Below are 13059 nucleotides of genomic sequence, written 5' to 3'. Positions count from 1 at the left end.
ATGTTATATCTGTACCGGAGGTTCGTAGTAGTCCCGCAGCAGCCGTCGCGGGTCCTGCTGGCCGCAGGCTGCGGCATACGCCGCCGTGCCCCGCACATCCAGGTCGAGCAAGGGCAGCTTTGGCGCCCTTGCTGCGCTCATAAGCACGGGCACGGTGGCGGTTTTGCGCATGCGGGCGAGCAGCTCGCGACCGCGTCCGGTAAAGCCGAGCACCCGGATATAACCCGGACCTGCGGCCAGAATTTCACGCGAAAGATCATTCTGGCGGAGATTGAGCAAAACGCCGAGCAGAGCTCTTTGCAGGCGAGTGCGGGTGTAACGTTTTGTTTTGAGCGCGTTCAGCAAATTATTGAAGCTTAACGCTGGCAGCTGAGGCAGCTTGGCGCTGATGCGGTGCTCCAGCCCCTCGGAAAACCCGAGTGTTCCGGCCAAAACGTCCGCCGGTTCAGTCAGCAGGCGGTGAAGCAGGGCCTGGAAGTAATCTTCCCAGCGCCTTGGCGCCAGACCGGCTGCAAGCTGCTCGTCCAGCACGCGCAGCGTACTGGACGGCACGAAAGGCTCCAGCAGCTCAGAGCTGCCCGACTCCTCCAGAAAACGCCGCAGCGCCGTTGCGCTGGCAATGGAGCCGCTCCCTGCTGCGTCGTGGTAACCGGCTCCTTCCCGCCGGATCGTCAGCGGCTCCATGAGGCCGCCGGTTCGCTCCAGCGCAATTAAATAATGCAGTCCAAGCGTCATGTTAGGCTGCGCCAGCTGCCGCTCGGTCAGCGAAGCTTCATTTCTGTGATCATCTGATTGAGCAAATGAGCTATTCTCGGATGACTGAGCGGCAGCTTTATCCCTGCTTAAATACTCCGCGACCGCGCAGGAATACGCAGTCGGATACGGGAGGCCTTCCGAAAGCTTTTCCGCCAGCAAGGCGCGAAAATCATCCGGCTCATTGGCAAGCAACCGAGCCGCCCGGCGCAGCGGGTCCAGCTCTCCGCTCTCGCTACCGAAGCAGAAGGCGTCGACGACGCCTGTTGATTCCAGCACGGAGACAGCGCCGTAGGCGAACCATTCCGCAGGCTGAACGGAGTAGGCGAGCGGCAGCTCCAGCACGAGATCGCAGCCGCCCTCCAGGGCGGTGCGGGCGCGCGCCCATTTGTCCATGAGCGCCGGCTCGCCGCGCTGCAGGAAATGCCCGCTCATGACGGCGACGGCCGCGTCCGCTCCGGCGGCCTCTTTTGATTTTTGGAGATGATAAGCATGTCCGTTATGAAAAGGGTTATACTCGACGATAAGGCCGACGCTGCGCATAGAGCACCTCTGCTTATGTATAAATCGTATTGCTCCAACTATATCATGGCGAGGCAGAGCGGTGAAATGCTCCGGGATTCGGTTGACAAAAGGTTCGGCGTCTCGATATAATAAATTTTGTTTGTTTGGAGTGATCTTATGGAATTTCGTGTCATGGAAGTCGTGTCCAAAGGACAGGAGGCCAGCTTCCGCGAGGAGCTGGACGTGAGTGAGCTGCTTCAGGAGCGCAAAGACATCATTTCCGCAAAACCGCTGGCCGTAGCGCTTGACGTTCGTCCTTATGAAGAGACGGCGCAGGTGAAGGGCGAGCTGAAAGCGGATTTGACGATGGTCTGCTCGCGTTGTCTGGAGCCGGTGGAGGAGCATCTGGCCATTTCGATCGAAGAGCGTTTTGCGCTTGCGTCCATGGTCAAGGATCCCGAAGCTGACGAAGATCTTATTGTCGTGAAAGAGGACAAGGTAGACCTTCAACCCTACGTCGAGGGAACTCTACTTATTTACCTGCCGATGGCTCCGCTCTGCAGCGACGACTGCAAAGGGCTATGCCCCGACTGCGGAACCAACCTGAACGAGCAATCATGCGGCTGTTCCAGGGACCGTATCGATCCCCGGTTCGAGGCGCTTAAGAAGCTGCTGGAGTAGAACCAGAGGCATGATTGAATGCAACGCCGATCTTTGAAGGAGGTGTTAGACAATGGCAGTACCACAACGCAGAACGTCCAAAACCCGCCGCGACAAACGCCGCACGCACTTCAAGCTGACTGTGCCGGGCATGGTTAAGTGTGAGCAATGCGGAGAGCTGAAGCTGGCTCATCACGTGTGTAAAGTATGCGGATACTACAAAACCAAAGAGGTTATTTCCCAATAATCTCGTTTGTCCCGCAGGGACTCCCGAAGCGTTCGCCATCCGTGGCGGGCGCTTTTTTTATTTTGTCAAAGACGCCACTCGTGCGAATTCGCTGAGACGAGCAGGACTACGCCGCTTGTTTGTGGAATCGAAAACCTTAGCGGAAAGCGGCGTTTTACCGTTTGCGGGCGGGGAATAATTTCTATATACTGAATTGGTACCAGGTGTTAAACTTCGGAATTGTGCATACGTATTTGTCAAAGGTGGTGCAGGTCATCGAACGCCTTCCGAAAAAGCAGCGTCATCAACAGCTACTGAAGCATGTGGAGGACAATCCCTTCATGACGGACCGCGAGCTGACCCGCCTGCTTAAAGTAAGCATCCAAACGATCCGCCTGGACCGGATGGAGCTCGGCATCCCCGAGCTGAGAGAGCGTCTCAAGCTGATGGCGGAGCGCTCCTACGATCCGGTCCGATCGCTGCAGGCCGATGAAGTTATCGGCGAAATCGTCGATTTGCAGCTCGACAAGAGCGGCATCTCGATTTTTGAAATCGGTGAAGAACATGCCTTCTCCCGCAGCGGCATCGCCCGGGGGCATCATCTGTTCGCGCAGGCGAACTCCCTCGCGGTTGCTGTTATTAACGACGAAGTCGCGCTGACCGCAACCGCCGATATCCGGTTTTTGCGTCCGGTACGGCTGGGAGAGAAATGCATCGCCAAGGCTTACGTCCGCCGCGCGGGCCAGCGCAGCAAAGCCAAGGTTGAAGTATTTTCCTACGTGGGGGACGAGCTGGTGCTGGAAGGCCAGTTCATGATTCACCGCTCCGGCAGCGAGGCTAGCATAGAAGGAGGAGACGAGCATTGAAAATCGCGATTGACGCGATGGGCGGCGACCATGCCCCGGGCCAGATCGTCAAGGGAGCGTTGGCGGCGGCGCGGGAATGGCCGGATACCGAGCTTATTCTGGTGGGCAGTCCGGACGCGATTAAAGCCCATGCCGAGGGCGCGCTGCCTGCGAATCTGACCATCCATCCCGCCATGGACATCATTGAGGCGGATGACGAGCCGGTCCGCGCCGTGCGCCGCAAAAAAGACGCGTCGATGGTCGTGGCCGGAAGGCTCGTCAAGGAAGGCGGCGCCGACGCGATGCTGTCGGCCGGCAACACGGGGGCGCTGATGACGACAGGATTGCTCGTTGTCGGCCGGATGGAAGGCATTGAGCGCCCTGCGCTTGCGCCGGTTCTGCCGACGCTGGACAACGTCGGCGTGCTGGCGCTCGATCTTGGAGCCAACATGGACGCGAAGCCCGAGCATCTGGTTCAGTACGCTGTCATGGGCAGCATTTACCGCGAAAAGGTGCACGGCATCCAGCGTCCTCGGGTAGGACTGCTCAACGTCGGAACGGAAGCCGGCAAGGGCAGCGAGCTGACCAAAGCCGCGTTCGACCTGTTGGAGCAGGCGCCGATCCATTTTGTCGGCAACGTTGAAGCGAGGGATGTTATGCAGCGCAATTGCGACGTGCTCGTTTGCGACGGCTTTTCCGGCAATATTTTGCTGAAGGCGATGGAAGGAACGGCGGGCGCCGTGATGAAAGAACTTAAAGACGCCTTCAAAAGCAGCCTGCTCACCAAGCTGGCGGCAGCCATCATGATGCCGGGCCTCAAAGGCCTCAAAAACAAGATGGACTACGCCCAGTACGGCGGCGCGCCGCTGCTCGGCCTGAACGGCCTCGTCGTGAAGTGCCATGGCTCCTCGGACGCCGAGGCGGTCAAAAATGCGGTCCGTCAGGCGCGGGTTGCTCTGCAGTCGCGGCTCATCCCGACGGTAGCCGCTGAAATTAAAGGAAAAGAGGTCTCCTTATGACATTAATCCCGGTAGGCATCATCGGCACGGGCAAGTATGTTCCGGAGCGCGTCCTGACCAATCAGGACCTGGAGAAAATGGTGGAGACCAACGACGAATGGATCGTTACCCGCACCGGCATTCGCGAGCGCAGAATCGCGGCGGAGCATGAGGCGACATCCGATCTCGCGTATGAAGCCAGCGTCAAGGCGCTGGAGAGCGCCGGCATTACGGCGGAGGATCTGGATCTGATCATCGTGGCGACGATTACGCCGGATATGTTTTTCCCTTCCACCGCAAGCTTGCTGCAGGATCGTCTTGGCGCATCCCGGGCTGCGGCGTTTGACCTGTCCGCAGCCTGCTCCGGATTTATTTACGGATTGGCAACGGGAGTGAACATGATTGCGACAGGCATGTACAAAAAAGTGCTGCTCGTCGGCGCGGAATGCCTCTCCCGCATTACCGATTACAACGACCGCAACACCTGCATTCTGTTCGGCGACGGCGCCGGAGCTGTTGTGCTTGGCGAGGTTGAGGCGGGACGCGGCTTCCAGTCGTTCGAGCTCGGCTCCGACGGCTCAGGCGGCCAGCTGCTCAAAATCCCTGGAGGCGGCTCGCGTCTTCCTTCCACCGCAGGCAGCGTTGAGGAGAAGCAGCATTATCTCAAAATGGCCGGCAACGACGTATTCAAGTTCGCTGTCCGCGTTATGGGCTCCTCGGCGGAGAACGCGCTGGCTAAAGCGGGCTTGACCAAAGCCGACATCGATCTGCTTGTGCCGCATCAGGCAAACATCCGGATCATCCAGTCGGCGCTAAACCGGCTCGAACTCCCGGAGGAAAAAGCGATGGTCAACCTGGACCGCTACGGCAACGTTTCCGCGGCTTCAATTCCGCTGGCGCTTGCCGAGGCTGTGGAGCAGGGGCGCGTTCATGACAACGACAAGCTGCTGCTTGTCGGCTTCGGAGGCGGTCTGACCTGGGGCGCTTGCGTACTCGTTTGGTAATCTAATTCCTGTCATCATTATCTATAACGCATAAGCGGGAGGACATTGTCTTGAGCAAAATCGCATTTGTATTTCCGGGACAGGGTGCCCAGGCGGTCGGAATGGGCAAGGACTTGTACGATTTCAGTCCGAGCGCCCGCGCAGTGTTCGGGGAAGCGGATACAGCGCTAGGATTCCCGCTTTCTGACCTGATATTCAACGGGCCGGACGAGTCACTGAAACAAACGGCCAATACGCAGCCCGCGCTGCTGACGGTTAGCGTCGCTTTTTTGGAGGCGTTTCGCGAATCCGGCGTCAAGCCGGATTTTGTAGCCGGACATAGCTTGGGCGAATACAGCGCGCTTACGGCGGCTGGAGCGCTTGGCTTTGCCGATGCGGTGCGGACGGTCCGCGCCCGCGGCGAGTTCATGGAGCAGGCTGTTCCGGGCGGGCAGGGCGCGATGAGCGCGGTGCTTGGCGCAGAACGTGAAGCTTTGTCGGCGCTCTGCGCGTCTATTACGGCGGAGGGCCATCCTGTTGAGCTCGCCAACGTCAACTGTCCGGGCCAGATCGTCATCTCCGGCAGTGCGGAAGGCGTTGCCCGCGCCGGCGAACGCATCAAGGAAGCCGGCGCCAAACGCGCCATCTCGCTTGAAGTCAGCGGGCCGTTCCATTCTTCGCTGATGAAACCGGCGGCGGAGCGTCTGTCCGGCGTATTGGACGGGGTCGCCATCACGGACGCTTCCGTGCCGGTCATCGCCAATGTGACGGCGGAGCCGGTTACGGCGGCTGCCGATATCCGCAGGCTGCTCGTAGAGCAGGTTTACTCTCCGGTGCTGTGGGAGGATACCGTTCAGCGGCTGATTCAGGAAGGCGTGGATACATTCGTTGAGCTGGGATCAGGCGCCGTTCTGGCGGGCTTGATCAAAAAAACCGACCGGGGCGTCCGCGTTCTGTCCGTCAACAGCGTAGATTCGCTGCAGGCGGCAGCGGCAGAGCTTCAGTCGCAATCTTAAGGAGGTACGCGCATATGTTTGCAGATTTGACTGGCAAAACAGCGCTCGTAACCGGAGCATCGCGCGGCATTGGCCGGGCGATTGCGGTGGCGCTTGCCGAAGCCGGCGCGGATGTCGCCGTTAATTATTCCGGCAGCGAAGCGGCAGCGGCGGAAACGGCGGCAGCCGTCGAGGCGCTGGGGCGCAAAGCGCTGATCCTGAAAGGCGATGTCGGCAAGTCCGCCGAATTTGAGGGTCTTGTTAAAAGCGTTCTTGACGCGTGGGGCAAGCTTGATATTCTCGTCAACAACGCGGGTATTACACGCGACAACCTGATCATGCGCATGAAAGAAGAAGAGTTTGATCAGGTAATCGAGACGAACCTCAAGGGCGTATTCAACGGCATCAAGGCTGTATCCCGCCCGATGATGAAGCAGCGCTCCGGCCGCATCATCAATATTTCGTCGGTCGTTGGCGCTCTCGGCAATCCGGGTCAGGCCAACTACGTTGCAGCCAAAGCCGGCGTAATCGGCTTGACGAAGTCTTCGGCCCGCGAGCTCAGCTCGCGCGGCATCACGGTGAATTGTATTGCTCCGGGCTTCATTGAGACGGATATGACGGACAAGCTGCCGGAGGAATCGCGCCAGTCTCTGCTTGGCGGCATTCCGCTGGCCCGCCTCGGCAAGCCGGAGGATATCGCAGCGGCCGTCCGTTTCCTTGCTTCCGATGCAGCTGCTTATATGACCGGCCAAACCGTCCATGTTGACGGAGGCATGTACATGTAAGTCGGGGCAGCAGGCCATCCTAATGCCGTGCGGCATGCGGCTCTGGCACCACAGCTGTTTAACGTATGGCATTTTGAAACAGATTCTCGTATAATACCATGGAGGAGGTGAACCGGATGTCCGAAGTAGTGGATCGCGTCAAACGCATCGTAGTCGATCGCCTTGGCGTTGACGAAGCGGAAGTGACCCTCGAAGCTTCCTTCAAGGATGACCTCGGCGCTGACTCGTTAGACGTTGTCGAGCTGGTCATGGAGCTTGAGGATGAATTCGACCTGGAGATCTCTGATGAAGATGCAGAGAAGATCACGACGGTGGGAGAAGTAGTCAATTACATACAATCTCATACGTAATTGTCCAACAAGAGTCCCGTTTTGCGACGGGACTTCTCTCATCATATAGGGGATGTAACAAGTCATCATAAGGACTGTCGCTTCAGCCTATCCGCTGCCCGCGCCTGTACGATCAGGTGCCGGAATCATCCAGCTTCATCCGAATCAAATTGCAAGTTATCCCGGTGTTACGGGATTTCCATAGAGAAGGACAAGCTTTACGACAGTGCGCGCAGCGCTGTCCATCTTGCCGTTCGTTGAGGTGAATCTAACTGATGAATAATAGAGTCGTAGTTACCGGCCTTGGCGTTCTGACAAGCCTGGGAGATAACAAAGAGCAATTTTGGGGGAACCTGATGGAAGGAAAGTCAGGCGTATCCCAAATCGAGTCGTTTGATGCGACGGATTATACAACGCAAATCGCAGCCGAGATCAAAGGTTTCAGTCCGGAAGCTTACGGATTGGACAAAAAAGAAGCGCGCCGTATGGACCGCTTTGTGCAGCTTGCCGTAGTAGCCAGCCTTAAGGCGGTTGAAGACTCCGGGCTTCGCATCGGCGAGAATAGCGACGCCGAGCGTACGGGTGTCATGGTCGGCTCCGGCATTGGCGGTTTGGGCACTTGGGAAGATCAGCACAGCGTGCTGCTTGAGAAAGGGCCGAAACGCGTCAGCCCGTTTTTCATCCCGATGATGATCGCAAACATGGCCTCCGGCCAGGTATCCATGGCAACAGGCGCCAAAGGTCCCAATACGACCGTTGTTACGGCCTGCGCAACGGGAACCCACACGATTGGCGACTCCTACAAAATGATTCAGCGCGGCGATGCCGACGTTATGATCTGCGGCGGAGCCGAGTCCACGATTCGCCCAATGGCGATGGCTGGCTTTTGCAGCATGCGCGCTATGTCTGTGCGCAACGACGACCCGGAAACGGCGAGCCGCCCGTTTGACATCGACCGTGACGGTTTTGTCATGGGCGAGGGAGCGGGAGTGCTTATTCTGGAATCGCTGGAGCATGCGCAAGCGCGCGGAGCTCACATCTACGCCGAGGTAATCGGTTACGGCATGAGCGGCGACGCTCATCATATGACCGAGCCTGACCCGGACGGGGCTGCCCGCTGCATGAAGATAGCGCTTCGCGACGCCGGCCTCAAGCCGGAAGATATTGATTATATTAATGCGCACGGAACGTCGACGCCGGTTGGCGACAAATCCGAGACGACCGCGATCAAAAATACGTTTGGCGACCATGCCTATAAGCTTGCCGTAAGCTCCACCAAGTCGATGACGGGCCATTTGCTCGGCGCTGCTGGCGGAGTAGAGGCGGTTATTCTAGCCATGACGCTTGAAAATGGCATCATCGCTCCGACGATCAACCTCGTGAATCAAGATCCGGAATGCGATCTTGATTACGTGCCGAACGAGCCCCGCAAGGCGGACGTGCGGGTTGCGCTATCGAATTCCTTCGGCTTCGGCGGGCATAACGCTACGATTATTATGAAGAAGCATGAAGCGTGACAGATTTCAGGAGCTCCAGCGCCAGCTGGGCCTTCCGTTCACCAAACCCCAGCTGCTGAGGCTGGCGTTCACGCATACATCTTACGTTAATGAACACCGCAGCAGCGTGCCGGAGGACAATGAGCGGCTGGAGTTTCTCGGCGATGCGGTTCTCCAGCTGCTCGTTTCGGAGCATCTGTTTGAAACGCATCCGCAGCGTCCGGAAGGCGAGCTGACGCGGATGCGGGCAGCTATTGTTTGCGAGCCGTCGCTGGCTCGTTTTGCCGAGCTGCTCGATTTTGGCTCCTATGTCCGGTTAGGCAAAGGGGAAGAGCAGCTTGGCGGCCGTCAGCGTCCGGCGCTGCTGGCGGATTTGTTTGAAGCCTTTGTCGGCGCTTTGTATTTGGACGCCGGCGTAGACGCCGTCCGAGAATTTCTCCGCAGGGAAATGTTTCCGAAGCTGGAGGATACACCAGGGCTTTCCGGCAAGGATTACAAATCCAAGCTTCAGGAAAGAGCTCAGAACCTTTCGCTCGGCGCGGTAGAGTACCGCGTAGCGGAGGAGCGCGGGCCTGCTCACGACCGCGAGTTTGTTGTCGAAGTGCTCGTCGGCGAGCAGGTACTCGGCACCGGCCTCGGCCGTACCAAAAAAGAGGCCGAGCAAAGAGCGGCCGAGGAAGCCTGGGAGCAGACTCGGGACAAGGAATAAACAACCGTCTACATGATGCGGGTTTTCCCGAAAAATCCCGGCAACCTGATCGATCAGGTTGCCGGGATTTTTTTATCGGTAAGTCCCTGGACGGATGCTCCAATAGGGCGGCAAGCCGTGCTGTAGGCCGCTAACCTATGATACAATAGCCGCAAGAGGTGAACACCGATCTATGTTGTTGAAGCGAATTGAATTATCCGGCTTTAAATCGTTTGCCGATAAGACCGAAATGGAGTTTGTGCGCGGTATTACCGCTGTAGTAGGCCCGAACGGAAGCGGCAAAAGCAATATTTCTGACGGCATCCGCTGGGTGCTAGGCGAGCAAAGCGCCAAAAGCCTGCGCGGCGGTAAAATGGAAGATATTATTTTTGCCGGCAGCGATGCTCGAAAAGCGGTGAATTACGGGGAGGTGTCGCTGACGCTGGACAACTCCGACGGCACTCTTGCTGTGGAAAATTCCGAGGTAACGGTGACGCGGCGCGTTCACCGCAGCGGTGACAGCGAATATATGATTAACCGCCAGCCTTGCCGTTTGAAGGATATTACCGAGCTGTTCATGGATACCGGCATTGGCAAAGAAGCCTACTCCATTATCGGCCAAGGCCGGATTGAGGAAATTCTCAGCACCCGTTCGGAGGACCGGCGCGGTATTTTTGAGGAAGCGTCAGGCATCGTGAAGTACAAGGCGCGCAAAAAGGAAGCGCAGCGCAAGCTGGACGACACCGAAAACAATCTGCTCCGCATTCATGATCTCGTATCTGAACTAGAGGATCAGGTGGAGCCGCTGCGCGAGCAATCCGAACGCGCCGTGCTTTATAAAGAGCTGAAGGAAGAGCTGAAAAACAGCGAGATTGCTCTGTACGTTCATCAGATTGACGGCGTGCATCAAAGCTGGAACGAGAACAACAGCCGCCTGGAATCGCTCAAAAAGGAAGAGCTGGAGCTCGCTTCGGTCGTCAGCAAACATGATGCTTCGCTCGAGAAGGACCGCCAGGAGCTGCGCCGTCTGGAGGAGCAGCTGGAAGAGCTGCATGCCAGCATGCTGGAGTACAGCGAGGAATTCGAGAAATGCGAAGGCCATGGCGAGGTGCTCAAGGAGCGCCGTCGTTATCTCGGCGACAGTCTTGAGCAGCTGCAGCAGACGCAGGAGACATTGGCGATCCGCAAGCAAGAGCTGGCCGCCGAAGAGGAGCAGGTTCGCGCCAAAGCATCAGCGCTTGAGGCGCAGCTGATCGACCTTCGCAGCCGTGCGGGCAGCGAAGAGAACCGGCTGCAGGGTGTTGCCGGCGGCACATCGCTGGTAGCGGGGGAATCGCTGAAGGGCGAGCTGCTTGAGGTGCTGAGCACGATGGCTCAGCTGCGCAACGAGATTCGTTATGCGGAACAGCAGCTGGAAACGCTGCAGCGCCGCAAGGAACGGTTGGGCGGCGAAGAAGGCAAATGGCAGGAGCAATCCGGCCGGCTGCAAGGAAAACAGGCGGAGCTTGGCGCGGCGCTTGCCGCCACGTCTGCGGAGCTGGAAAACGTTCGAAGCAAGTACATAGAGGAGTCCCAGCGCGTTCAGCAGCTTCAGAAGCGTCAAGAGGAAGCGTCGGCTGCTGTCCGCAGCTGGGAACAGCGCAAGGAAGCCCTGGTATCCCGCCGCGACACGATGAAGGAAATGCAGGATGCGCTCGACGGCTTCATGCACGGCGTGCGGGAAGTGCTGAAAGCGTCCCGCCGGTCTTCCGGTGGTTTGGAAGGTGTGCACGGTGCGGTAGCCGAGCTGGTGCGCGTGCCGCATCGCATTGAAACGGCGGTAGAAACCGCGCTTGGCGGCGCGATGCAGCATGTTGTCATGCAGGACGAGCGTACAGCGCGGGCGGCAATTGCTTTTCTGAAGCAGCGCCAGCTAGGACGGGCGACGTTCCTGCCGCTAGATGTTATCAAGGCGCGTTCCGTGCCGGAACAGGACCGCAGGCAGCTTTCGACGATGGAGGGATTCATCGGTATCGCCGCGGAGCTTGTATCCTGCGATTCGAAGTACGAGTCCATCGTCGGCAATTTGCTCGGCAACGTGCTGCTTGCCGAGAATTTGGAGGCGGCGAACCGGATTGCGGCCCGCTGCGGATATCGCTTCCGCGTCGTGACGTTAGAGGGAGACATCGTGAACGCGGGCGGCTCCATGACCGGCGGCAGCCTGCAGAAAAAAGGAGCCAGCCTGCTTGGCCGGCAGCGCCAAATCGAGCAGCTGGACGAGGAATCCAGCGAGCTGCAGCGGCAGCTGGATCGCGTGCGCGCGGAGCTGTCTGATATTCGCAAGGAGGCTTCTATTGCGGCTCAGAACCGAGACGAGCTGCGTGAGACTGCGGAGCGTCTGAAGCTGCAGGAGCAGCAGCAGCGTGCTGAGCTGCAGCATGCCGAGAGCGAGCTGTCGGCATTGGCGGAACAAGGCGCTGTGTTCAGCTCAGACCGTTCCGGCTACGAGGAGGAAGAGCAGTCGCTTCGCAACTCCTCTGCCGAGGCGGCGGCGAGGCTTGACGAGCTGGGCATTCGCGAAGCCGGTTTGCAGGAGGCGATTCGCATCGCCGAGGAGCGGCGCAAAGCGAGCGAATCGGAGAAGGAGGAGCTGCAGGTTCAGCTCACCGACCTGAAAATTCAGATGGCGAAGGCCGATCAAGAGCGGCTGGCGGTGCAGGATACGTTGAACCGGGTCCGCTCCGACGTAAGCCGTGCGGCTAACGAAGCCGCTGCCGTGGATGCGCAGCTTCGCCAGCGTACCGCTGAGCTGGAGAAGCTTGAGGAAGACTCTGTGCGCCAGATCGAAGAGCTTAACCGGTTGCGCCTGCGCAAACAGGATTGCAGTGAGCAAACTGACCTCAAACGTTCGGCGAGAGCTGATAAGGGCCGTGAGCTGGAGCTGATGGAAAATGAAACGCGCGAGCAGCGCAACGGGCTCAAACGTGTCGAGGAACAGCTGCGGCAGACCGAAATTGCCGTCAACCGTCTAGATGTTGAGCTGGACAACCTGCTGCGCAAGCTGAGCGAGGAATATGGCTTAAGCTACGAGCTGGCAAAAGCGCGTTACCAGCTGGAAGGTGACGCCGCCGAGGCGCAAACCGCTGTGCGCGATCTGAAGCGCCGTATCGGGGCGCTCGGGGACGTCAATCTCGGAGCGATTGAAGAATATCAGCGCGTTCGCGAACGGTTCGAGTTTCTAGACAGCCAGCGCCAGGATTTGATGGAGGCAAAGGCAACGCTGTATGAGGTCATCCGCGAGATGGAGGATGAAATGTCGCGCCGTTTCCGCCTTACATTTGAGGAGATCCGCCGGCATTTCGTCGTCGTATTTGCCAAGCTGTTCGGCGGCGGACGTGCTGACCTGACGCTAGCCGATCCCGAGCGGATTTTGGATACGGGCATTGATATTCTCGCCCAGCCGCCGGGTAAGAAGCTTCAAAACCTTCAGCTGCTCTCCGGCGGAGAGCGCGCGCTGACGGCAATTGCGCTGCTGTTTGCAATTTTGCAGGTGAAGCCGGTGCCGTTCTGCGTGCTCGACGAGGTCGAAGCGGCTTTGGACGAGGCGAATGTATCCCGTTTTGCCCAGTATTTGCGGGAGTTCTCGGAGCTGACCCAGTTCATCGTCGTCACTCATCGCAAAGGCACGATGGAAGAGGCCGATGTGCTGTACGGCGTCACGATGGAAGAGGGCGGCGTATCCAAGCTTGTGTCCGTCCGTCTGGAGGACGATTTTGAGGATGGGGACGAGTCGGCCTCGGCATGATGCATGATCGGTT

12 protein-coding genes are annotated in these 13059 nt (G+C 58.5%); 11 read left to right on the top strand and 1 reads right to left on the bottom strand.

All coding sequences use genetic code 11. The annotated features are described in order from the left end of the window. Window positions 1–3: 3 nt before the first annotated feature. Window positions 4–1296 carry a nucleotidyltransferase gene (locus M3223_RS01635; protein WP_251558285.1) on the bottom strand — a complete coding sequence of 431 codons (1293 nt, stop codon included), beginning with the start codon at window positions 1294–1296 and terminating at the stop codon, window positions 4–6. A 138-nt stretch (window positions 1297–1434) separates the two neighbouring features. Here M3223_RS01635 and M3223_RS01630 point away from each other — a divergent pair, with 138 nt between their 5' ends. From M3223_RS01630 to smc, 11 genes are all read left to right on the top strand, one after another. Then, entirely contained in the window at window positions 1435–1938 is a 504-nt protein-coding gene (locus tag M3223_RS01630; RefSeq protein ID WP_251558283.1) for a YceD family protein, read from the top strand. Between the two features lie 52 nt (window positions 1939–1990). Then, a complete protein-coding gene (gene rpmF, locus M3223_RS01625) occupies window positions 1991–2164 on the top strand; it encodes a 50S ribosomal protein L32 (RefSeq protein ID WP_028597468.1) in 174 nt (57 codons plus the stop codon). Window positions 2165–2406: 242 nt separating this feature from the next. Further along, complete coding sequence (gene fapR, locus M3223_RS01620) at window positions 2407–3009, top strand: transcription factor FapR (RefSeq protein ID WP_251559777.1); 603 nt, start codon at window positions 2407–2409, stop codon at window positions 3007–3009. Beyond that, window positions 3006–4007 carry a phosphate acyltransferase PlsX gene (gene plsX / locus M3223_RS01615; RefSeq protein ID WP_251558281.1) on the top strand — a complete coding sequence of 334 codons (1002 nt, stop codon included), beginning with the start codon at window positions 3006–3008 and terminating at the stop codon, window positions 4005–4007. The genes fapR and plsX overlap by 4 nt, the downstream gene beginning before the upstream one ends. Then, window positions 4004–4990, top strand: coding sequence for a beta-ketoacyl-ACP synthase III (locus M3223_RS01610; RefSeq protein ID WP_285891086.1), 987 nt, complete (start codon window positions 4004–4006; stop codon window positions 4988–4990). Before plsX ends, M3223_RS01610 begins: the two co-directional genes overlap by 4 nt. Window positions 4991–5040: 50 nt before the next feature. Then, window positions 5041–5985, top strand: coding sequence for an ACP S-malonyltransferase (fabD, locus tag M3223_RS01605; RefSeq protein WP_251558279.1), 945 nt, complete (start codon window positions 5041–5043; stop codon window positions 5983–5985). A gap of 14 nt (window positions 5986–5999) precedes the next feature. Continuing rightward, the gene (gene fabG, locus M3223_RS01600) at window positions 6000–6749 is read left to right on the top strand and encodes a 3-oxoacyl-[acyl-carrier-protein] reductase (RefSeq protein WP_251558277.1); all 750 of its coding nucleotides are present in this window, start codon (window positions 6000–6002) and stop codon (window positions 6747–6749) included. Between the two features lie 116 nt (window positions 6750–6865). Next, entirely contained in the window at window positions 6866–7099 is a 234-nt protein-coding gene (gene acpP / locus M3223_RS01595) for an acyl carrier protein (RefSeq protein WP_021880976.1), read from the top strand. A gap of 254 nt (window positions 7100–7353) precedes the next feature. Further along, window positions 7354–8595, top strand: a complete 1242-nt coding sequence (gene fabF, locus M3223_RS01590) for a beta-ketoacyl-ACP synthase II (protein WP_251558275.1) — start codon at window positions 7354–7356, stop codon at window positions 8593–8595. After that, window positions 8585–9283 carry a ribonuclease III gene (gene rnc / locus M3223_RS01585; RefSeq protein WP_251558273.1) on the top strand — a complete coding sequence of 233 codons (699 nt, stop codon included), beginning with the start codon at window positions 8585–8587 and terminating at the stop codon, window positions 9281–9283. Before fabF ends, rnc begins: the two co-directional genes overlap by 11 nt. Before the next feature lie 172 nt (window positions 9284–9455). Then, window positions 9456–13046, top strand: a complete 3591-nt coding sequence (gene smc, locus M3223_RS01580; protein WP_251558271.1) for a chromosome segregation protein SMC — start codon at window positions 9456–9458, stop codon at window positions 13044–13046. Window positions 13047–13059 lie beyond the last annotated feature (13 nt).

This window comes from Paenibacillus pasadenensis, from assembly GCF_023715725.1.
In the GTDB taxonomy this organism is placed as follows: Bacteria; Bacillota; Bacilli; order Paenibacillales; family Paenibacillaceae; genus Paenibacillus_O; species Paenibacillus_O pasadenensis_A.
The sequence above is the reverse complement of the archived record's forward strand: the minus strand, read 5'-3'. Positions and strand labels throughout refer to the sequence as shown.